General features: G+C 29.9%; 23 protein-coding genes and 1 pseudogene. 7 read left to right on the forward strand and 17 right to left on the reverse strand.

From position 1 onward, the window contains the following. Window positions 1-5: 5 nt before the first annotated feature. From ACJDT4_RS03710 to ACJDT4_RS03730, 5 genes and pseudogenes are all read right to left on the reverse strand, one after another. Entirely contained in the window at window positions 6-539 is a 534-nt protein-coding gene (locus ACJDT4_RS03710) for a GNAT family N-acetyltransferase (protein WP_406786183.1), read from the reverse strand. A gap of 23 nt (window positions 540-562) precedes the next feature. After that, entirely contained in the window at window positions 563-895 is a 333-nt protein-coding gene (gene cutA / locus ACJDT4_RS03715) for a divalent cation tolerance protein CutA (RefSeq protein ID WP_406786184.1), read from the reverse strand. Between the two features lie 19 nt (window positions 896-914). Beyond that, on the reverse strand, window positions 915-1,436 hold the full coding sequence (locus ACJDT4_RS03720; protein ID WP_406786185.1) for a DUF3658 domain-containing protein: 522 nt from the start codon (window positions 1,434-1,436) through the stop codon (window positions 915-917). Beyond that, window positions 1,437-1,505, reverse strand: a pseudogene (locus ACJDT4_RS03725) (DUF1835 domain-containing protein); the annotation flags it as partial. A gap of 16 nt (window positions 1,506-1,521) precedes the next feature. Next, window positions 1,522-1,758, reverse strand: a complete 237-nt coding sequence (locus tag ACJDT4_RS03730; RefSeq protein WP_406786186.1) for a DUF1835 domain-containing protein — start codon at window positions 1,756-1,758, stop codon at window positions 1,522-1,524. Window positions 1,759-1,957: 199 nt separating this feature from the next. Between ACJDT4_RS03730 and ACJDT4_RS03735 the strand changes: the two genes are divergently transcribed. Further along, window positions 1,958-3,004 (forward strand): S1C family serine protease, encoded by a 1,047-nt coding sequence (locus ACJDT4_RS03735; protein WP_406786187.1) that lies wholly within the window; start codon window positions 1,958-1,960, stop codon window positions 3,002-3,004. 158 nt (window positions 3,005-3,162) lie between these two features. Here the strand turns inward: ACJDT4_RS03735 and ACJDT4_RS03740 are convergent, their stop codons facing one another. From ACJDT4_RS03740 to ACJDT4_RS03750, 3 genes are all read right to left on the reverse strand, one after another. Beyond that, entirely contained in the window at window positions 3,163-3,780 is a 618-nt protein-coding gene (locus ACJDT4_RS03740) for a non-canonical purine NTP pyrophosphatase (protein ID WP_406786188.1), read from the reverse strand. A gap of 14 nt (window positions 3,781-3,794) precedes the next feature. Then, the gene (locus ACJDT4_RS03745; RefSeq protein ID WP_406786189.1) at window positions 3,795-4,196 is read right to left on the reverse strand and encodes a ribosomal maturation YjgA family protein; all 402 of its coding nucleotides are present in this window, start codon (window positions 4,194-4,196) and stop codon (window positions 3,795-3,797) included. Between the two features lie 99 nt (window positions 4,197-4,295). Beyond that, window positions 4,296-5,081 (reverse strand): EFR1 family ferrodoxin, encoded by a 786-nt coding sequence (locus ACJDT4_RS03750; RefSeq protein ID WP_406786190.1) that lies wholly within the window; start codon window positions 5,079-5,081, stop codon window positions 4,296-4,298. Between the two features lie 331 nt (window positions 5,082-5,412). Between ACJDT4_RS03750 and ACJDT4_RS03755 the strand changes: the two genes are divergently transcribed. Then, on the forward strand, window positions 5,413-5,976 hold the full coding sequence (locus tag ACJDT4_RS03755; RefSeq protein ID WP_406786191.1) for a TetR/AcrR family transcriptional regulator: 564 nt from the start codon (window positions 5,413-5,415) through the stop codon (window positions 5,974-5,976). 89 nt (window positions 5,977-6,065) lie between these two features. Further along, window positions 6,066-8,432, forward strand: a complete 2,367-nt coding sequence (lon, locus tag ACJDT4_RS03760) for an endopeptidase La (RefSeq protein WP_406786192.1) — start codon at window positions 6,066-6,068, stop codon at window positions 8,430-8,432. A 148-nt stretch (window positions 8,433-8,580) separates the two neighbouring features. Here lon and ACJDT4_RS03765 read toward each other — a convergent pair whose 3' ends face one another. The 3 genes from ACJDT4_RS03765 to ACJDT4_RS03775 form a co-directional block, all read right to left on the reverse strand. Next, complete coding sequence (locus tag ACJDT4_RS03765; RefSeq protein ID WP_406786193.1) at window positions 8,581-9,597, reverse strand: CPBP family intramembrane glutamic endopeptidase; 1,017 nt, start codon at window positions 9,595-9,597, stop codon at window positions 8,581-8,583. A 129-nt stretch (window positions 9,598-9,726) separates the two neighbouring features. After that, window positions 9,727-10,248 carry a spore maturation protein gene (locus ACJDT4_RS03770; protein WP_406786194.1) on the reverse strand — a complete coding sequence of 174 codons (522 nt, stop codon included), beginning with the start codon at window positions 10,246-10,248 and terminating at the stop codon, window positions 9,727-9,729. A gap of 342 nt (window positions 10,249-10,590) precedes the next feature. Further along, window positions 10,591-11,166, reverse strand: a complete 576-nt coding sequence (locus ACJDT4_RS03775) for a nucleoside recognition domain-containing protein (protein WP_406786195.1) — start codon at window positions 11,164-11,166, stop codon at window positions 10,591-10,593. Between the two features lie 325 nt (window positions 11,167-11,491). On the opposite strand from ACJDT4_RS03775, the gene ACJDT4_RS03780 reads away from it, so the two are divergent. After that, a complete protein-coding gene (locus ACJDT4_RS03780; protein ID WP_406786196.1) occupies window positions 11,492-12,112 on the forward strand; it encodes a class I SAM-dependent methyltransferase in 621 nt (206 codons plus the stop codon). A gap of 275 nt (window positions 12,113-12,387) precedes the next feature. Here ACJDT4_RS03780 and ACJDT4_RS03785 read toward each other — a convergent pair whose 3' ends face one another. Beyond that, a complete protein-coding gene (locus ACJDT4_RS03785; RefSeq protein WP_406786197.1) occupies window positions 12,388-12,906 on the reverse strand; it encodes a DUF1003 domain-containing protein in 519 nt (172 codons plus the stop codon). Between the two features lie 152 nt (window positions 12,907-13,058). On the opposite strand from ACJDT4_RS03785, the gene ACJDT4_RS03790 reads away from it, so the two are divergent. From ACJDT4_RS03790 to ACJDT4_RS03800, 3 genes are all read left to right on the forward strand, one after another. Continuing rightward, window positions 13,059-15,113 carry a DUF6765 family protein gene (locus ACJDT4_RS03790; protein WP_406786198.1) on the forward strand — a complete coding sequence of 685 codons (2,055 nt, stop codon included), beginning with the start codon at window positions 13,059-13,061 and terminating at the stop codon, window positions 15,111-15,113. Between the two features lie 442 nt (window positions 15,114-15,555). Next, complete coding sequence (locus tag ACJDT4_RS03795; RefSeq protein ID WP_406786199.1) at window positions 15,556-16,716, forward strand: MFS transporter; 1,161 nt, start codon at window positions 15,556-15,558, stop codon at window positions 16,714-16,716. A 164-nt stretch (window positions 16,717-16,880) separates the two neighbouring features. Beyond that, entirely contained in the window at window positions 16,881-18,041 is a 1,161-nt protein-coding gene (locus tag ACJDT4_RS03800; RefSeq protein ID WP_406786200.1) for an MFS transporter, read from the forward strand. An 84-nt stretch (window positions 18,042-18,125) separates the two neighbouring features. Here ACJDT4_RS03800 and feoB read toward each other — a convergent pair whose 3' ends face one another. The 5 genes from feoB to ACJDT4_RS03825 all read right to left on the reverse strand — a co-directional run bounded on the left by feoB (window position 18,126) and on the right by ACJDT4_RS03825 (window position 22,924). Further along, window positions 18,126-19,916 carry a ferrous iron transport protein B gene (gene feoB / locus ACJDT4_RS03805; RefSeq protein WP_406786201.1) on the reverse strand — a complete coding sequence of 597 codons (1,791 nt, stop codon included), beginning with the start codon at window positions 19,914-19,916 and terminating at the stop codon, window positions 18,126-18,128. Between the two features lie 2 nt (window positions 19,917-19,918). Next, on the reverse strand, window positions 19,919-20,143 hold the full coding sequence (locus ACJDT4_RS03810) for a FeoA family protein (protein WP_406786202.1): 225 nt from the start codon (window positions 20,141-20,143) through the stop codon (window positions 19,919-19,921). 588 nt (window positions 20,144-20,731) lie between these two features. Beyond that, window positions 20,732-21,445: a hypothetical protein gene (locus tag ACJDT4_RS03815; RefSeq protein WP_406786203.1), complete on the reverse strand. Its 714-nt coding sequence runs from the start codon at window positions 21,443-21,445 to the stop codon at window positions 20,732-20,734. A 187-nt stretch (window positions 21,446-21,632) separates the two neighbouring features. Next, window positions 21,633-22,016, reverse strand: a complete 384-nt coding sequence (locus tag ACJDT4_RS03820) for a BlaI/MecI/CopY family transcriptional regulator (RefSeq protein ID WP_406786204.1) — start codon at window positions 22,014-22,016, stop codon at window positions 21,633-21,635. A gap of 434 nt (window positions 22,017-22,450) precedes the next feature. Beyond that, entirely contained in the window at window positions 22,451-22,924 is a 474-nt protein-coding gene (locus tag ACJDT4_RS03825) for a DUF3189 family protein (RefSeq protein WP_406786205.1), read from the reverse strand. Between the last annotated feature and the right edge of the window lie 7 nt (window positions 22,925-22,931).

The raw sequence follows: 22,931 nt of genomic DNA on the forward strand, positions 1-22,931 counted from the left end.
ATCCCCTATTTTTCAAACTCACCCTTAAAAATGGCCATAAGTATTTCATCATAATATTTTCCCTCTTTAAATATTTCATCCTTTAAAGTACCCTCTACCTTAAATCCACATTTTTTATATGATTTTATGGCTCTCTCATTGAAAGAAAAAACATTTAATTTTACTTTATTTATATTCATATTTTGAAAAATAAACTTTAAAAGCACCTTCATTGCATCAGTTCCATAGCCTTTTCCCCAGTAATTCTTGTCCCCAATCATAATTCCAACTTCTGCCTTGCGCACAAGCCAGTTTACCTCTTGAATGCCGCAACCGCCAATGTATTTCTTTGTCTTTATGTCTTCTATTGCAAAATTGAACTCACCATTTTGATCTGCTTTTTGTGATTTCACCCATTCTTCTTCTCCCCACGGACTCATTGGAAAAGGAATTCTTGGCGTTAAAAATTTTTGCAATTCCGCATCATTTACAAGTTCTGTTGCTACCTTTATATCCTCTTCTCTATATGCTCTTAAGCAAACCTTTTCTCCATAATACATTTTTAAACATCTCCCTTAATTATTTACTCAAATAATTCATTCATAATTGGAATGACATTAATTACTGGCTCTTCATAAGGATGAACTTTTCTTATAACTTTAAGTGCATCCTTAACATACTCACGTTTGCACCTTATTTCAACTTTGCATTCTTCACCTTCACATATCTTTCCTACCTCACCATTAAAAGGATTCGATCCATCAAGTGGTCTCCAGTAACCTCTAGTTTTATTTATAGACATACAATTATCATAATCTCCAACCCTGCATGCATTAACCTTATTAAGCTCATCTCTTAACTTAACTATATATTCCTCTGGTACGTAAATTTCAATTTTAAATTCTGTAAATTCCAAAACAATACCTCCTTATTAATCATAAGTTTTTAATCTTTTCTTCAGATAGCCCTGTCTTTTCTGATATGATTTTTATATCAAGCACATCCATAAGCTTTTTTGCTATCTCTATTCTTTCTTCCATTCTTCCTTGATTTTTAGTATCATTTATAAATGCAATGTCTTCATCCTTTTCTCTGTTATTCCAAAATTCAATTGCTTCTTTATAATTACTTAAATACTTTAATCCTTCTTTTGTTATAGATTTCAATATATCAACATCAAAATAATCCTCGGAAACACTTATTACTTTTCCTTCTTTAAAAATGCGAAGCTGCGAGTTTTCATTTTTTAAAGCTTTCCACTGCTTCAATATTTCTTCTTGCTCATTTTTATCTATTCTTTTTGCTAACTTAATATAGTCTCCTAGTTTTTCTGGTGGAAGCTCTGCTACTGCCCTTGGTACATATATTCCTGATGAATATTTATAAATTAAATCAGACACATTAATAAAATGCAAATTTTCTGATTTATTTTTCAAAAGTTCTAAAGCATACATCATACCACACATTTCACTAGCACAATTGCCATACCAAATATAAATTTCATCTTCACTTTTTATCTCTTTAATATCTTTGTAAAATTTATTATAAACTGTTTTTTAAATCATCTAAGCTGTAATAAGGAACACAATCAAATTCATCCTTAAAATTATCCGACCACTTTATTCTTTCACAAATATCAACTAAGTTTGAAATTGGACCTTGAGAAAGATTATCAAATAAACCTATTACTTTTTGTCCATTTATTATTTTTAGCTGAACAGCCATTTTTATTGTACATCTCGCTGATTCTGAAAAACATACATTTATAACCTTTCGCATAATCACCTCCCAAAATTAAACCATCCCTTCCAATTATCTTACACTAAATCGCTCTTTATATAAAGATATTCCAAATTATTTTTCAAGCCACAAAATAATTTCTATTGCTTTTTACCTATATACATAACACGTTGTGAATAAATAAGAATATTATTTATAGGTCTGTGAAAAAATAAAAAAAAATAATGGTGGTGATATGATGAAAAAATTCAAATTAATAATTTGTACCTTTCTTATAAACGCTTTACTTATTTCTGGACTCACAGGCTGCAAAACCACTACTTCTAAAATTAACAATAACGAAACTGCAAATGCTCAAAATAATACAGCTTCAGCTAATTCTCAAATAACAACTGCTGCCGAAAAAGTAATGCCATCAGTTGTAAGCATTACTGCTACCTATGTCGATAACAATGGTAACACAGTGCAGGGCGTAGGTTCTGGAATGATAATTGATAGCAATGGTTATATACTTACAAATAATCATGTTGCAAATGCAGGCAGCAATAATATTACCGTTTCTCTTTACAATGGAAAGGATACCTCCGCAAAGCCAGTATGGTCCCAACCCAGCTTAGATCTTTCCATAATTAAAATAAATGCCCCAAACCTCACTCCTGTGAAATTTGGGGATTCTTCAAAGGTTAGAATTGGTGAAAACGCTATAGCTATAGGAAATCCATTAGGATTAAATTTTCAAAGGACTGTAACTTCTGGAATTATAAGTGCAGTAAACAGAACTATAGAAGTGAGTGAAGGAACCTTTATGGAAGATTTACTTCAAACAGATGCTTCAATTAATCCCGGAAACAGCGGCGGTCCCCTTATAAATATATATGGAAATGTAATCGGAATAAATTCAGCAAAGGTTTCAAGTGCAGAAGGAATTGGATTTTCTATACCAACAAATATAATTAAGCCAGTCATAAAAAGCATAAAAGAAACGGGAGGCTTCAAAACACCAGTCATGGGAATAGTTGGCTTTGACAAATCAATGTCTGGATACTTAAATACAAATTTTGATAGAGGTATTTATATTTACAGCGTATCAAGCGGAAGCAGTGCATATAATGCAGGAATAAGGAAAGGTGATATTATACTTTCTATGAACGGAAAAAATATTACAACTGTAAATGATTTGAGAGTAGCATTATACAACACAGGTGTAGGAAACACTGTAAAAATAAGAGCTATAACCTCTTCTGGTGAAAAAGACTTTAATGTTACACCTAAAGCTGCCAGCTAAATAATAGCCTTATATAATGTTAGAACCAAAATCTTAAAATTTAGGCTCTAACATTTATTTTATGCTTATTTAAAGCTATTCCAACAACGTAATCATTATAAAAGCTTTTCAATCTTTAGATATTATTAATTCAAATAGCTACACGTTATATATTCATATTAGACACCTTTCTTAAATAAACTATTTACAAAAAATCTTTTATAACCCTTTGCAACATTTTTATCCTCTTCATTATAATCAACCATATCCATATAATATTTTCCCGATTTCATATCTATAGAAAGCGAATCTAACGGAAATCCTACATGTTTCTTAAAATGTGGCCTTGAAGTTATTATAAATTTCTCTCCTGCTATATCATCTTCGTCATATTCAAAAATATGTTTTTCATCAATTACCAAACATATTGCATTTTTGTATCTCGCTATAGCTTTTCCACCTAATCTTGCTGATAGCTTAGAATAATGATCTATCATTCCTTCATCGCTTAATACTTTACCATGTACTCTTCTAACGTGTGTACCTGGCTGTTCTTCTTCACTTAAACCATCTATGTACAAACCAGAATCACAGGAAAATACAGGTGTTTTAGCTGCTTTATAATATGCAATTGCCTTAATTCTAGCATTTTCTAAAGGATTATTTCCGCTTTCATCTATATTCTGAGTAATTAAATTTATATCCTTTAAACCAATTAATTCTATGTCTAATCCATAAAGCATTCTTTTCATATATTCAAGCTTTGATGGATTTGTTGTTCCATACAAAATCTTCACATAAAACACCTTCTTTATACATATAAACTACTACACTTCTTCAAAAGCATTTCCAAAATTATTGCTGCTCCTATTCCAAGAGCATAGGCAATTAAGTCATTCCATGAAAATGTATACCCTAACACTAATTTGCCTAAAGTTGTATTTCTTATATTATCTATCCAACCAGCATGATATATCTGACTAAATTCAATAATATAACAAAATAATATTGAACCTAGTGCAACTTTCCCCGTCTTCATTGTATCAAAAACAAATCCAAAGCCAAAGAAAATCATTGCTGCCCACAGTGAATCTCCTATGGAATCATTAAAAAAAGTAGGAATAAAAGTATGAGTTTTTTTTGAAAATATTCCTAACACAATTATAACTATTACAATCAGACTATATATAATCCTATTCCTTTTATATCTCACAGTTCAGTACCTCTTTCGTAAGTTACCTATCCTTGAATCAAACAATGTACTCTGTACTCTAAATAAAATCTTAGTTTTCTACGATAAATTTAGTGTTAGTCATTTCAAACTTTCAAGTCGTCTATCTATATTAGGGTTTACGTATCTCCCCTTATTTCTAGTTGACTTTCCATATTGAATTGCCTTAACAGGACATCTATTAATGCAAGCCAAACATGAAGTACAATTTTCACCCCATTTTACTACTTTATCATTTACAGTTATGTTTTTCGTTGGACATACCCTTTCGCAGGTTTTACAGTCTATGCATTTATTATCAGCATAAAACTTCTTAGGCTTCATACTAAATTTAGTAAAAAGCGGATTGATTACACCACTTAAAAACCAAGGCATAGTCCCTTTTTCAACATCTATTATATTGTTTTTTCTTTGAGCTAAAATATTACTTATGTCCTGCAATCTAAGTTCCGCAGCCTTAAGCTTCTTATCTTCAACCTCTTTAGAATCAACATCTCCCATAAGCATATAATTATTTGGCATAATCAAAGAAAACCCACTATTTAAAATCAGACCTTTATGCTTTAATACATTTTTCATAGTTTCCATAGTATTACCAATATTCGCTCCACAAGTAGCTATTGAAAATATATAATTTTTATCATAATTTTTTAATTTTATACTTTTTATAAAATCAATTACTAGCTTAGGTGCTCCCCATGCATAAATAGGATAAATAAAACCTATCACTTCATTTTGTTCTAAACAATATTCTTTCTTAGTTTTTAAAGCTTCTTCTGCAATTGATATTACCTTTTCAGATAATACCTTTCCAATATATTTAGCTGCATATTCTGAATTCCCGGTTCCCGAAAAATAAAATATCACTTTTTATCCCTCCAATTAGATTTATTTTCAAAAGTGCTTTTATCTAGTTCAAGAATAACATCTGCTAAATCCCCATAAGTGTATATTACTTCTCTTCAACTAAAAAAACAATGTAGAATTTTTTCTTTATTTTCAAGAGCTAATTGTACCTTTGAAATTGTGTCATAAATACCTTGTACAGCCCTGAGGATTGTTTGTTCTGCAAGATTTCTTACTTCCTCTAAAAACATCAACATAATTTTATATTTATAGATTGTTAACACAAAATTCTTTTAAAATCGTTTGACAATAAACGAATAATCATTTATTATAAGTCTAAAGAGGTGGGCAAATGAGAAAAAAAGATGATAAAAAGCAGGAAAGCATAAAAAAAGCAGTAATTAAATTAATTTTAGAGGAAGGTTTTCACGGTACATCTATTTCTAAAATAGCAAAAGAAGCAGAAGTATCCCCTGCTACAGTCTATATCTATTATGAAAATAAAGACATAATGTTTCATAAAATTTACCTTGAATACTCTGAAGAAATACTAAATCATTTGCTAAGTAAGGTTTCAGAACACATGACTGGGCAGGAACTTATAGAAACCCTTATAAAAGCTTATTACAATTATATAATAGATAACAAAGAAATATTTTTATTCGTAGAGCAATTTTCTAGTTGTCCTGCTTTGATAAGCAGCTGTAAAGAACGTAAAGGGATAAAAAAGTTTGATGCTTTACTGGAAAATATGAAAAAAGATAAAATTATTAAAAACTATAGTAACAATACAATTATTTCTTTAATATTCTCTCCTGTTAAATCCATATGCATGAATCACTGTATAACTAATGAGGAGAAATTAGTACTATTAAAGGAATTAATACAAATTATGCAAAAAGCCTTAGCCATTTGATAATATAAATTGCAACTTTTCATTAAAATTTTAATAATTATTAAACGAATATTCATTTAAGATTTAAAATCAAGAAGGGAGAAATAATTATGCAAACTATGAATATAGGGATAATTATCCCAATTTTAGATATTACTTTACTTCCAGGTATGGAATATACACTAAATTTAAGCAATCTTAACGAAACATCTCTAAACTATTTAGGCGATGATAACATTACAAATATAGCACTTCCCCTAAAAAATAAAGCTGATGAATTATCAGAGAATAATTTTCATGAAGTTGGAGTTAGCTTTGAAATTTCTAATATAGAAAAAAACCATAAAGGACATGATTTAAAAATCAAGGTAATTGACCGTGTAAAAATAACTTCACTTCAATTTAAAACTGGATTTATCATAGGTGAATATGAAAAAGCTTCTGATATTGTAGATTTGTCGGAAACTGATATAAAGGAAATACTTGTCTCAATTAAGAAAACCACTTATGATTTGGCAAAGGATTTTAACGGTTCTGAAGTATATATAAATAAAATAAACAAGATAGACAATCTAAATGAATTAATAGGCTATATAGCTCAGTTTATTCCGCTTTCCTTAGAGGAAAAATACGAACTTTTAAAGCTTCAATCTTTAAAAGAAAGAGGTTTAAAGTTTTTAGACTGCCTTCTAAGGGAAAAAGAATCAATTAAATTTAAATTTGAGGTTGCAGAAAAACTTTCTGAAAAAGCTAATAAGCATTACAGAGAGTCTGTTTTAAGAGAACAGTTAAAAGCAATACAAAGCGAACTAAATGAAGATGAAGATAAAAACTCAAAAAAAGATAAAGACTATTTGTCTAAAATTGAGGCTGCTGAAATGCCTGATGACATAAAGGAAATCGCTATGGATGAACTTAATAAACTTAAGAATCAGAATCCAAACAGTTCTGAGTACAATATTACAAGGAATTATCTAGATTTATTAGTTAAACTTCCTTGGAAAGCTCCTGAGGAAAAAGATATTGATTTAAAAGAAGCTAAAGATATTTTAAATAGAGAACATTACGGTCTTGAAAAGGTAAAAGAAAGAATAATTCAGCACCTTGCTGTTATGAAGCTGAAAAAGGATAAAAGTGGTTCTATTCTTTTACTTGTTGGTCCTCCCGGAACTGGTAAGACAAGCCTTGGAAAAAGTATTGCAGAAGTTTTAAAAAGAAAATATATAAGATTGAGCCTTGGTGGAGTAAGAGATGAAGCTGAAATAAGAGGTCATAGAAGAACCTATATTGGTGCAATGCCGGGAAGAATAATTCAAAGCATAAAGAAAGCTGGAGAAAAAAATCCTGTCATGATATTAGATGAAGTGGATAAACTTGCAAGCGATTATAATGGTGATCCTGCCAGTGCTTTGCTCGAAGTTCTAGATCCTGAGCAAAATGATACTTTTACAGATCACTACCTTGATGCTCCTTACGATTTATCAAATGTGTTCTTTATAGCTACAGCTAATTCCTTAAGCAGCATACCTCGTCCACTTTTAGATAGAATGGAAATTATAGAAATTTCAAGCTATACTGCAAATGAAAAATTTCACATTGCAAAAGAACACTTAATTCCAGAAATTTTGGAGGAACATGGACTTACATCAGATAACTTAAGTATAGACGATGAAACTTTAAAAAATGTAATTAGTGATTATACTTTAGAAGCTGGGGTAAGAGGTTTAAAGAAACAGCTAGCTGCTATTGCAAGAGTTGCCACTGAAAAAATTGCTTTAGGTGAAATAGAAGGTACTTTTTCAGTTAAATCAAAAGACCTTGTTAAAATATTAGGCAGAAAAGTTTCTAATCATGAAAAAGCCCAAAAGGATAACCCTTCTGGTGTTGTAACTGGACTTGCATGGACATCTGTTGGTGGTGAAATTTTATTTATTGAAGCAACTCACATGCCTGGTAGTGGACAAACTATATTGACAGGACAGCTTGGAGATGTGATGAAGGAATCAGCAAGAATTTCTCTAAGCCTTTTAAAATCAAGACTTCCTTTAAATAGTTTTAACTTTAAAGAAAGAGATATTCACATTCATGTTCCTTCTGGTTCCGTACCAAAAGATGGTCCTTCTGCTGGAATAACAATGTTTACTGCTCTTGCATCACTTACAACTGGAATAAAGGTAGACCCAAAACTTGCAATGACTGGGGAAATAACCTTGAGAGGTGCAGTACTACCTATAGGCGGATTAAAAGAAAAGCTTATAGCTGCTGATAGAGCTGGAATAAAAAAAGTATTAATTCCAAAGGACAATTTAGTTGATTTAAAGGATATTCCTTCCGAAGTAAAAGACAACATGGAAATTAAAGCTGTTGAAACTGTTGAAGATGTTTTAAAGGAAACCTTGGGTATATCGCTTCCAAAAGCAAATGCTTTAATTGATAGTAACGAATTACTTGAAAAAACTTTTAGCTTGGCAAAATAATTGTTGCTTCAGATATAAAATAATTCTAAGGTCTCAAAACGACTATTTGCCTTTACTAGAAATGATAAAATACGATAGTAGATTATTTAATATGCGTTAAGTAATCTACTATTTTTTTGAAGACGCCTGCTAAGTACTATACTGTTTATTATAGCGATTTAGAAAGTTCTTTACTCTTATTATTCCTGTATTCCTTAGCAAATAGAAATGGTACAAATAAAACAGCTTGTATTGCTATTCCTATTATTAGGTCCTTTGGTGTTGTTATTACATTATACTGTCCACCATTAGCTGTTACTGCAAAAGAGTTATTTACCATATGAAGAATTATTGTAGACCACAAGTTTCCTGTTTTCATATACGCAAGTCCAAAAAATATAGCAAGGAATGTACAACTAAACGGATAAGATATTATAGAACAAATTGGAGTTGTAGTTCCATATAACGTAACGCAAAGTGGTAAATGCCATATTCCCCATATGACTCCAAGTAGTATAACACCAAGCTTTTTGCCAAATAAAATTTGAAGCCTTGGTTGTAAGTATCCTCTCCATCCAAACTCCTCACCAAAATATGTTATAAAACCCATTATAATATTTAATGGCAGCATTATTGGCAGTGATACAATAGCCCCTATAAGATTTCTTATTTGATGACTTGAAGTTCCAAAAACACAAGCTAAAATTCCAAATGATATTAAAATAAGACCAATAAGAATCAACGCCATTAACGTAATAGTTTCTAGTTTTTTGTTAAAGACCATATTAATATCTTCAAAATATCTTCTCTTATCAGAAATAATTTTAATAAATGCAATTAAACTAAATACTCCAATTAATATATTCAGTACTGATTCTATGTATTTTTTATATACAAAAATTCCAACAAGCAAAACAACCATAGACAGTACAAAAAATAAAATATATGCTTTAAAAAAATTTATTAATTCTTTTGACATTTTCTCTTTTTCATAATATAACTTCACACAAATAACCGCAAAGGCCGGATAAAGCATTTGAACTAATGCAAAGTATTGTCCTGCAGATTTATCTAGATTTTTATATACTAAAAATAATATTATTCCCATAAAATAAGTAATTGAAAAAATAATAATCAAAATTCCAATTACTTCTTTTTTAACTTCCTTTAAATAATCTTCTTTCATTTATAACTCCCTCACTGTACTAAAGTTTTAACATTAGTTATTTTAAGTTTTTAGCTTGCTTATTTTTAGCAAAACTGGATAAAAATTTAATAATAATTATATGATACAACTTCTTTTAATAATCTTCAATTAAAATCCTATAAGCTTTGCCATTGCAGTTGCCATTATAATTCCGCTTAAATCTGCCATCACAGCTGCCCAAAGAGTATGTCTTATTTTTTTAATCTTTACAGCTCCATAATAAACAGTTATTGTATAAAAAATAGTCTCCGTCGATCCCATCATTATAGAAGCTACAAGTCCCGTATAAGAATCAGCACCATATCTTTTTAAAACTTCTGCAAAAATGCCTAATGCTCCACTTCCCGACAAAGGTTTTACTATAGCAAGAGGCACAAGTTCTGGTGGAAAGCCAACAAGCTTTGCAGCAGGTGTAACAAAAGCTATAACATAATTCATAGCTCTCGACTCCCTAAAAACGGTAACTGCTAAAATCATAGCTAATAGGTATGGAAATATGCCAATACATATTTTAATTCCATCCTTGGCTCCTTCAACAAAGCACTCATAAACCTTTACTCCTTTGAGCATTCCATAAAGAACTATAGAAGCTATTATAATCGGAATCAATGCTTTTATAATATAATCCAATAACTTTCACCACCCACTTATAAATAGTACTTAATATAAAAACATTGCGAACTAACCCAGTTCACAGTTCACAACGCACAGTCCACAGTTTAGGATGATTTTCTTCCGCTTTACTACAGAAAATCTAAAACTTATTGCTGACGCCATTTTGAGATAATGCTTTATTATCTTCGCTTTGCCAGCTGAACATCATACCAGTTTTCTATATAATTTTAGATTTATCCGACGAGAGGAAGATAATCATATGCGAGGTTTGGACAAAGTCTATTATCCTTCTATAACTAAATATTTGTAATCTTTTTATTCCTTCACTGTGAATTGTGAACTGTTTACTGTGAACTGCTAGAAGTATTTCTCAAGTATTTTGCAATAAATTATTCCAAGCACTGCCGCGGTTACTGAAGTTGTAATTGCTGCTGGAATTATAATTGCTGGATTCTTTGAACCACATGCTGCTCTCACAGATAAAACTGTAGTTGGAACAAATTGAATACACGCTGCATTAAGTACCAGAAATTTTGCCATATCATTACTAGCTGTGCCTTTATTTTTATTTATTTTCTCCATTTCTTCCATAGTCTTTATGCCAAAAGGGGTTGCTGCATTACCAAGTCCCATCATATTAGAGGTTATATTCATTATCATTGGTCCCATAACATTGTCATTTTTGCTTGATTCCTTAAAAATCAATTTAAGTATTGGCCTTAAAACCTTAGATAGCTTGTCTGTAAGTCCACTTTGTTGAGCAATCTTCATTATGCCGCACCATAAACACATTATTCCAGCAAGTGATATTACAAGTTCAACCGTCGAACCAGAAGAATTTACTATAGCCTTTGACAAAGCTTCTCCCCTGCCACTTGCAATGCCAAAAACCGCTCCAAAAACTATAAATAGAAACCATATGTAATTTATCAAATTATCACCCCTATTATTAATATTTTACCCTTACATAAAATATCACTTTAAATATTAAATTTATTAATTTAAAGCTTCTAAAGATAACAGATTATGCTGTAAGAATAATTTTAATTTGCTTTGGACTTGCTATAGCTTTCAATTAATGCTATATTTTATAAAATGTTCTCTTTATATGGATGAACAACTTGAAATTTATGTTAAAACCAGTTCAACTACAAACTATCTATGCACCATAGCTCCCTGAACATTAGTATTTTGGAACATATACAGTTTAAGTTCCACAGTAGTTCTGCTATATTTACACAATAGGAAGGTGAAGAAGATGAGCAATCCTTGGGAAAAGGTTTCTCTCGAAGACTATGAGAATCATATGAAATTAGCATCAGTAAAACAATTACAGACATTAAATAAAATTATGAAATCGCAGATATATAAATATAACATTTCAACAATTGCCATTTTAGGTATAGCAGGAGGTAATGGCTTAGACCTCATAGATAATTCACGAATTAAGATGGTCTATGGAATCGATATAAACAAAATTTATTTAGATGTATGTAGAAAAAAATATGAAAACTTAAAAGATTGCCTTGTGCTAAAAAGATTAGACTTGTCTAACTTATCAAATGATTTACCTAAAGTAGATATCGTAATTGCGAATCTATTCATTGAATACATTGGAATTGATATATTTGTAAAACAATTATCCAAAAACTTTCCACAATATGTGTCCTGTGTAATTCAAAAAAATTCTAATAATGATTTTGTATCAGACTCACCTTATATCAAAGTTTTTGATGAAGTTTCATTATTACATAAAGATGTGGAAAAAGCTTCTCTTGTGAAAGCTATGAGTACTATAGGCTATAGATTAATTTTTTCTGAGGAACATTCATTACCCAACATGAAAAAATTTATCAGATTAGATTTCACTAATAATTAAAATTAAATGCGAAATAACAATACTTCGTCGCATTAAGAAAATTCTATAAATCTAAGTGGTGATTTTAAGCGAGTGTTTGCTTGAGGTATAGAAGGATAACGATCATGTAGTCCCATTATCCTTCTTTAACTTGTATTAGTCATCTATATATTAGCCCAAACCTCGTGCATGTGTACCCGCCGATGGCTCAAACAAATTTAAAACTCTAAGTATTTTATTATTTTTAAGTGAAGATTTATTAGAGTTTTTTTTAACTGACTTTTCATATAATAAATTTATTTTTTTTCATTCTCTAGCCTATTGATTTTCTCCATTATATATTTTTGACTTTCTATAATCTCGTCCATCTTTAAATGCAAATCCTCTACAATTATTTCCGACTTTAAATTAACCTTGTAATCATTTCTAGCTTTTATCCTGTCTTTATCTCCTTCCCTATTTTGAGACATCATAATTATAGGTGCTTGTATTGCAGCAACACAAGATAAGAATAAATTAAGAAGGATAAAAGGAAAAGGGTCAAAGGGCTTTATTATGTATGAAATATTAATTATTATCCAAATTATAATTAATGACACTGAAACTATTATAAATGGCCAACTTCCTACAAAAGATGAAATTTTATCAGCCATTTTATCCCCAATACTTAATTTATTTTCATCTACTGTATTGGCATCTTCTGAAACTTTTCCATGTATCAGCTCATGTATAAGTTCCTCTTGTATATCATCAAATTCTTCTTTATTTTCTAATATTTTTTTAGTAATTTCCTTATAACTATACTTATTTTTCAACTCACTACCACCTTTTTTATCTTTCGTATATATCTAATAAAACAAAATATTTCCTAACTGTCAATATATATAATAAAAAAGTTGTAATCTTTTCATGATCTTCTAAATATAATAAAAATGAGAGTATCAACCTAAAAGTAGGGGGAATTTTCATGAATATGGATTTTCATTACTATGCTACGTATGTTGCTGCAAGGCTAGCAGGATATAAATTTAATGATTCTCAAATAATTGCTTATGCCTCTCAATATGTTAACGATTACACTAAAAACAAAATAAATAAAGATTTAACTCCAGGTCTTGTTCCAATACCAACATCTCAAACTTATAATGAAATTGCAAAATATGATCTTGATAGAACTTGGTCCGAGACCCATCTTATTGAAACTTCAAGAATATATATACCTTTTCACTTTTTACCTGGTAATTATGGCTCAAACTTAAATAAAAAAATATATACCGGCAAGAAACTTGATGAGAGCCATATTAACTACAAATTCCAATACGACGCCGAAGCTGAGGAACAGTTTAAGTTTCTTTGTCTTCCAAATAGCATTTTAGTTTCTAAAATAATAAATGATATAATAGATAATCACACAGAAAAACCCTATCTACTAGAACTTATAGGCCTAAGACTTCACGCTATGTCAGATACTTGGTCACATGCAAATTTTGTAGGAATTCCTGCATGGTTTATCAATAATACTGCAAGCAATGTATATGAGATTGACAATGAAAGTATTAATTCAATAAAACTTACAACTTCATGGCCATTAACTACAGTAAGTAAATATGAAGGATGTGAAGAAGCAAGTCCAAACAAACCATCTTATGTTTCTTATGTTTACTTCGGTCATAGACGTTTAGGCCATATACCTGACTATCCATATATTAAATACAAATATAAACCTCAATGGTCAAACGAATTTATAGTACGTGATAATTTTTCAGATTTTATTAAAGCATTTAAACAAATGATTTGGGCTTTAAAATGTATAAAAAACAAAGAAACTTTTTCTGTAAATATATATGAAACTCTAGATAAAGAAGTAGAAAATATAATAAGGAAAATATTAAAGACAAAAACCCATAATCAAACAAATATCTGGAAGGAAAATATAGCAAAAATAAAAGTAAATAATAAACCTCTAGAAGTCCCTGAAGATTATGATGAAAATAAATGGCTCAAAACTGCGGAAATGTCCTCTAACAAAATATCAACAAATTATTATAACTTTAATGCTTCAGCCATACTTCATCTTGACTTCGTAAAAAATGCTTTAAAAGATGAAAAAATATTTATAGATGAAATTCCTGAAGAAAACATCTTAGATGTAACGATTCAAAATAAAAATGGAGAATTTATAGGTAATTCAGAGAATGACTATTTGATATATCCTAAATTAGGAAACACCCAAACAAAATTATCTATTATAAAACCCAATAACGAAGTTTTAAAGTCTGGTGATATAATAAAAATTAAAACAAATGACCATACAACAGGCGAATATTGTTATTTAGGTGCATGGACAAAATTATCTTTCTACTATTATAAAAAAGATTTTAATACGAGTAAACAAAAATGGAGAATTGAAAAAGTCGACCACTCTATTGACGATGTAATAAGATCTGGTGATCCAGTTTATATAGAAAATCTTTATTTTTCTGAGCAGCCTTATATGGCTTATTACAAATATCTTAACGGTAACTTCTATTTAAACACAGTATCAAAAAAAACTGAAAGAACTGTATGGCACATTAATTCCTATATACAAGAAGATAAATACTACAATATTGTTGTTAAGCATAGTAGAAAGTATCTAAAGGTTCAAAATGATGAAACAAAAGACTCTGCTAAGATCGTTCAATTTCATCAAGACGAAAGCGACAGTGAAAAGTTCAAATTTATACCATGTGGAAATGGATATTACTATATTGTAGCAAAGCACAGCCAGAAATGCTTACAAATTGAAAATAATAGTACAAATGATTGGTCCTCAGTTGTACAATCTTCCTTAAAAAGAAGTGAAAATAATAAAAGATTCAAACTTATACCATGCGGCAATGGCTACTACAACATTCTAGCTAAGCACAGCCAAAAATGCCTGGAAGTCGAAAATAATGCCTTAACTGATTCCGCCCATATAGTGCAGCAGCACTTTAAAGCACTAGATAATCAAAAATTTAAGCTAAAACTAGTGAAGTAACAATGCTTCGTCGCGTTAAAAAAATCCTACAAATCTAAGACTTAAAAATCATAAAACCCTAAGATATTTCAATAACTCGCTAAGAAAATGCTCAAACAGATTGAAATATCTAAGTATTTTATGATTTTTAAGCCAAGATTTATTAGGATTTTTTTAAATTGTTCCTTCAGCATTGTTACTTCACTCCCACGGTTGTGAAAGGAATTGTAAAAATAATGAAGTCATTGTAGCAATATCTTTTTCAGTTGGTATCATTTTCATTTATGTATGATTTAATTAATATTCTTGCACACTTATTTTCTAATTTGATATTTTAAGTTCATTATATATATGATATAATATATTCATTGTAAACAATTAAACTGTGGAATTTATATATAATGTTTTATACGTAAACGTATTTTTACTCCTTATGGTAAATAAAACCCCCAAGGAGGAAACTATGAACAAAAACTTAAAAAACATGATAATAATATTTATAGGTTTCTTTTTTTTGTCTTTATTTTCAAACACACTATCCCCATTTATAACTACAATAAAGGCTACCTATAAAGTGTCAAACGATCTTATAGCAATACTTCCATCTGTTGTATATTGTGCATCCTTTATTATGAGTATACTAGGTGCAAAGCTTATGCTCTCACTAGGACTTAGAAAAAGTCTTCGTTTAGGCTTTACTTTTGCAATTTTAGCGAGTTTGACAATTTTATTTTCAAAATCCTTTTATGTACTTTTGATTGGATATTTCTTATCTGGTTTAGCTGTTGGAATGGGTTCTCTTATATTAAACACTTACATTTCAATGCTACCAAAAGAATATCAAAAATTTAGTCTTGCAAATGCTTGCTTTGGACTTGGTGGAATTTTAATTCTCCCAATTGACAGATTTATTTTAAGAAATGGAATAAATTTTAGCTACACATACATAATTCATATTGTAACTATAGTTCTTTTTCTATTCCTAACATTTAAACTTGATCGTATTCCTGTAAAAAAGGATGAAGGTGAAGAAGAAAATGTAGGTACTTTTTCTATATTAAAAAATCCTATGGTACTATTGTTATCAATAGCAATATTCTTTTATGTTGGAGCAGAAATTTCAACCACAAACTGGACTGGTAATTTTCTTGAAAAATATTATGGTTTAAGTAAAACAGAAGTTCCAAATATTTTATCAGGCTTTTGGATTTTATTTACCCTTGGAAGAGCTGTAGGCGATAAGTTCCTAGATAAAGTTGGTCAACTTAAATTTTTGTCTATTTCTCCTTTAATATCAATCATAGGAATATTTGTAATATTATCTGGTAAAACTGAACTTCAAGCTATTATAGGTGTTGCAATTATAGGTATAACTATATCTCTAATATATCCTGCCATTCAAGGTTATATTATTCAGCATGTTTCAAAAAAAGATGTACCTTCTGCTTCATCAATTATAGCAATTTTTAATAACTTAGGTGCAACATTTCTAACTTATATAATAGGTTTTGCGGGTGGAATGAAGATAACTTATGTATTTATTATTCAGATAATTTTTTATGCATATATAATATTAGTTTCAGTAAAATACTTAATGTTTAGTCCAAAGGATATAAAAGCTTAATATTCTAATCTTTACTTTTCAAAGGACTGCTGTAAAAACTTTCAACGTTTACAGCAGTCCTTATTATTTATGCATATACGTGCATGTACTTATATGCTATAATATATAAATATGTAAACGTGTGTATTACTCGATTTATTCACCCTATACCAAGGAGGAAAAACATGCACAAAAATTTCAAAAACATGGTCATAATTTTTATTGGCACCTTTTTTTTATCTTTATTTTCTAATACCCTTTCTCCTTTTATAACAACAATAAGAAGCACCTATAATGTATCAAATAGTGTTATTTCAATGCTTCCATCTGTTGTATATAGTGCTTCGTTTATTATGAGTCTACTAGGTGCAAAAATCATTTTAAAGTTAGGACTAAAAAAGAGCCTTTACTCGGGGCTTTTGCTTCTCATTTTATCAAGCACTATAATAATATTTTCAAGATCCTTTTATATACTTTTGGTAGCCTATTTTTTTTCAGGCCTTGCATTAGGGCTATCTGGTTTGAGTCTTGTTACTTTGCTTTCTCTGCTTCCAAAGAAGTATCAAAAATATGGTCTTTATAATGCTTGTTTTGGACTTGGTGGAATTTTAATACTACCACTTGATAGATTTATATTAAAAAGTGGAATAAACTTTAATTACACATATATATTCCACATACTAACTATTACGGTATTGATATTTTTAGCTAGTAAAATAGAGGAAGTTTCTATAATAAAGTTTGGTTCTAAAGAAACTAGCTTTATATCTGTTGTTTCTAATCCTTTTATTTTAATGCTTTGCATAGCGATATTCTTTTATGTTGGAGCAGAAATTTCTACAACAAACTGGACTGGTAACTTTTTAGAAAAATATTATGGCTTAAGCAAGCTTGAAGTTCCAGGTATACTTTCAGGCTTCTGGATACTATTTACCATTGGAAGGGCTATTTCCGATATTTTATTAGAAAAAATCGGTCAGCTTAAATTTTTATCCATTTCACCTATAATATCAATTTTAGGCGTACTAATTATGCTTTTGGGAAAAACTAAAGTCCATGCCATAATTGGTGTTTCAATTATAGGTATAACAATATCTGCAATATATCCAGCTATTCAAGGCTACATAATGCAGCATATTTCAAAAAAACAAATACCTTCCACTTCCGCTGCAATGAGTATGTTCAACAATCTTGGAGCAACGCTTTTAACGTACGGAATAGGCTTCGCTGGAGGAATAAAAATAACCTATGTATTTATAATACAAATTTTCTTCTATCTATATATATCTTTAGTTTCTATAAGATATTTAGTGTTGAAACCGAAAAATCCAAGTGAAGAATTATAGCTGCTACATAGGATGATGCTTTGTTTAAATCTAAAAAGCAGCAGTACCTTACAGTTTATGCAAGGCACTGCTGCTTGATATTTTTTACAATAAACTTCCAATCCTATACACTGCAAAAGCTGCAATCCATGCAACACCAATCTGATAAGCCATCATAGACAGCATCATTTTTGTTCCATACTCTTTTTTTATAGTTGCAAGTGCAGAAATGCAAGGAGGATACAAAAGTACAAAAACCAAAAATGCATAAGCTGTAAGTGGTGTAAATATTGTCGGCACTATAGTTGAAATACTTGCTCCATACAATACACTCATAGTACTTACAATTACTTCTTTAGCTGCTAGTCCACTAATTATTGAAACAGAGTTTTGCCATGTTCCAAAGCCTAAAGGTTTAAATATAGGTGTTAGTACTTGGCCTATAATTGCTAAAAAACTATCTTTGATACCCACCATACCGCTAAAACCAAAATGTGAAAGGAACCAAATTATAACTGAAATTGAAAATATTATAGTTCCTGCTTTCTTTAAAAAATCTTTTCCCTTATCCCAGGTATGAACAAATAAATTTTTAAGCGTAGGAACTTTATACTCTGGTAATTCAATAACTAATGGTTCCTCGTCCTTTTTAAACACAGAATTTCTAAGTACTTTTCCCATTATAAAAGCAATAATAATTCCAAATAAATAAAGTGATCCAATAACTAGTCCCTGATTTTTAGGAAAAAGTGCTGCTGTAAGTAATGCATATATAGGTAATTTAGCATTGCAGGACATAAAAGGCACTAATAATGCTGTCATTTTTCTATCCTTTTCACTTTCAAGAGTTCTTGATGACATTATTGCAGGCACAGAACATCCAAAACCCATTATAAGTGGTATAAACGCCTTTCCTGATAGCCCCATTTTTCTCATGACTATATCCATTAAAAATGCAGCTCTTGCCATATATCCACTGTCTTCTAGTATTGATATGCAAAAAAACAAAGTAAGAATTATTGGTAGAAAAACAATTATTGAGCCAACTCCTCCTACTATTCCATCTATAAGTAAAGAACTAAACCACGAACTAGTAAAAGATAATAGAGAATGCAAATATGGTATTAAAGAATTGTTTACAAAATCATCAGCTAAATTTTGAAGTGGTCCTCCAACCCATGAAAAAGTACACTCGAATATAATCAAAATAATAAGTGCAAATAACGGATATGCCAAAAACTTATTTAATATTATTTTATCTATTTTTTCTGTAGAAGACTTCACTTTATCATGCGGTTTGCTTAAACAATGCCTAAGCACTATTCCTATGTATCTATAGACTGCTCTTTCTGAATGACTGTGGTGGTGATGCTGATGGCTATGGTTATGGTGATTATGATTAGTGCTAAAATTTTCTAAGAATTTCCCTTCTATTAAAGTTTCTTTAACCTTGTCTATATTTTTATTTTTTGCCGCTACTATAGGTATAACTTGTACTCTTAACATTTTCGATAGTTTGTCGTAATCTATAGTAATTCCCTTTTTCTCAACTACGTCTATCATATTTAAAACTAATATAATAGGTTTGTTAAACTCTCTAAGCTGTGTTGTAAGATATAAATTTCTATCTAAATTTGAAGCATCTACTATATTTATTATTACATCAACTTTTTCATTTAACAAGAAATTCTTAGCTACTTTTTCCTCATTTGAATAGGTATCCATAGCATATATACCAGGTAAATCTACTATTTGAACTGATTCATTTAAAAATCCTATGGTTTTATCAACAGTTACTCCTGCCCAATTGCCTACATATTGATTTGATCCTGTAAGTAAATTAAACAAAGAAGTTTTTCCAACATTAGGATTACCAATAAGTGCAGCAGTTATCATTTTTAAACCTCCCTTAAGAAAATATTCTTTGCATCATTTCTTCTTATTGCAATATCATATCCTCTTACACTTACTAAAATAGGATCTCCAAATGGAGCAAAATTTTTAACTTTAATTTCAGTACCTTCTGTAAATCCAAGTGCTGATAACCTTTTTGCTAACCTTTCATCTCCGGATATACTTTTTACTTTTCCCTTTCCATTAAGACTCAAATCATATAAACTCATGCTAAACACCTCCATATATAAAAATATCTATAATATATTGGTAACTTGTCTCTAAAATTATTATATAGCAAATGATAATCATTGTCAATGAAATTTAATACATTAGAAATATTCTTGAAACTCAGCAGCATTTACTATAAATAACTATAGAGAGCTTGAGTAATTATATAAAGCTGTATGTTAAATAAGTGCCAATTCTTAAACCTATTTAACACACAGCTTTCTTTAGTTTATAGAAGGATAACGATCATATACGGGGTTTGGGATGTAATCCCATTATCCTTCTTTAATTTGTATTAGTTATCTATATATTCGCCCAAACCCCGCGTCCTCACTTCAGCAATTACTTTAGGTTTTTTCCTGTTGCTGAAACAGTAGTTTCTTTGGGTTATAGAAGGATAACGATCATATACGGGGTTTGGGATGTAATCCCATTATCCTTCTTTAATTTGTATTAGTTATCTATATATTCGCCCAAACCCCGCGTCCTCACTTCAGCAATTACTTTAGGTTTTTTCCTGTTGCTGAAACAGTAGTTTCTTTGGGTTATAGAAGGATAATGGGCTGACGCCCAAACCCCGCGTAGGATTACTCTATTTTAAAGAATACGCCGTCTATTTCGGTTATCATGGTTCCGTTACTTGTAATGTATAGTAAGGATTGAGTAACGTCATTGCTTGATTTTACTTCTATTTGTTGTACTGAATTGCCTTCTATACCTAATTTCTTTAAGCTTGTTTTATTTTCAGATAAAAATTCATCAGCAGAAACTGTTCTTCTAACATACTTAGGATTATTTATAACTCCATTAATTGCATCGCTAAAGCTTTCTTTCGAAATTTTTATCTTTGTGCCCATACAATTTTGCATTTGCTTTTCATCCATAGCAGTAACGGGTGTGGTTCCTAAAATCTTAGACAAATGCCAATTTCCATAATACGATTCATTTTGATTATTTGCTTTGGATACATTTTCGGCTTTTGCAATTTTATTTGCTTTCTTTTGTGCATTTGGAACACGATTATTTTCATTTTCATTTTTATTATTAGATTTTGCAGAAGCGTTTTCTGATTGATTTGTTTTATTTAATGCTTCACTGTTCTTTACATTATCAGCTTCCTTTTCATTGTTTGTAGGTTTATTATCAGTTGTTTTCTTAGCTTCTGTAGTCTTGGTGCTGCTATTTTTTCCTGCTAAGCCTACATTTTTAGAATTTATAGCCACAATGGCTCCTAATATAATTATAATAGCTACAGCTGCTATTGGTAACTTGTACGATTTTTTATTAAATTTCGAAATCATTTTAATTCTCCTCTTAACTTTGATTTTTTTATACCTTTTATTTTTATACTTCTTAATATATTAATTTCCCTAATCTTACTATAGATAAGCTATATGAAAACTAAGTTCATATTAAAATAAAATAGATGTAAATAAAGGCTAAAATTTAAGAATAAAAGCTATTCATCAAAAGCCCTAAATATATCACTTACTTCTTCTTTTTATCAAGAATATCTTTTAATTCTTGTATTTCTTTCTCTGTAAATTCGCCTTCTTTAACAAAATTAGCCATCATAGCATTCAATGAACCTTTGAATACACGTCTTATAAATGAATTGCTTGCTTCCTTAACGCATTCCTTTTCAGATACATTTGAAAAATAGTGATAAGTTTTTTTATCTTCACTATCTATCTCATAAGAAAGTGCTCCCTTTTTAACTAATCTATTTAGCATAGTTTTTATTGTTTTTGGTTTCCACGTGGTTTTAACTGACAAAATATCAACAATTTCATTTGCTGTGCATTTTTCATTTTCCCAAACTACGCTCATTATATTCCACTCAGCGTCAGATATCTGAGGTAATATAGGCATATTAATCACTCTCCATAATTTAAAAACTTTTTATGTATTACAATTGTAATTTACACTTACATATTACATCTGTAATCTATTTTTGTCAACAAAATAATTTTGCTTGAAGTTTTAGCCACTTCTCCAATCAAGGATAATACAACATATGTCCTCTAGTTGAAATTCCTGTTATGAACTTATAAATACAATGCTGCATTATATTCAAGGTACAAAAGTCGAATTTACTATATAGTGAAACTAGCTGGACTATAAACTATTTATGCACCATAATCCCCTTGAAAATTGGTATTTTGGAACATAAATAGTTTAGTGTCAGAGTAGTTTATGCTTAGAGGAACTTCTCATAATTAATACACAAACAAATTTCCCCATCTTTAAAATTTATAAGTAGGAATTTTAAATGAATTTCGCAGATGCTAGACTAAAAAATATCATTAACTATTTTTTATAGGATTTTTCAAATTATTTTTTACACTTTTAACTATATTAACTATATCCATATAAGCATCTTGTGTCCCTTTAGTCACTATTGGTCTTCCAAAGCTTACCCAGTGCAGTCTTCTAGAACTAAAACCTCCAATTTTCATGAGCAAATTTACAGTTGGCATGGTATCAACTATCATAAGATCATCTATATTAGGCTCTAAAATAGAATGCATATCCTTAATTGCTGGTATTACCAAATTAGGCTTATACTGCCTTCCTATAGTGTAAATCTTATTTTTGTGTTCGTCATCACCAATATAAATAAGATGCCCCATATCCGATTTTTTCATCTTATCAAACGTTGGCAAGGCTAATAACTCTTCTTTAGTTGCAACTCTGTCCATTGGCAATTTATTTATATGTATATTTGCCGCAGTAGCAGTTGAATGTGCTCCTCCTACATCATGGTAAACAACTATCATATTCTTC

Origin of the sequence: Clostridium neuense, from assembly GCF_045310695.1 — a bacterium.
Classification (GTDB): domain Bacteria; phylum Bacillota; class Clostridia; order Clostridiales; family Clostridiaceae; genus Clostridium_S; species Clostridium_S neuense.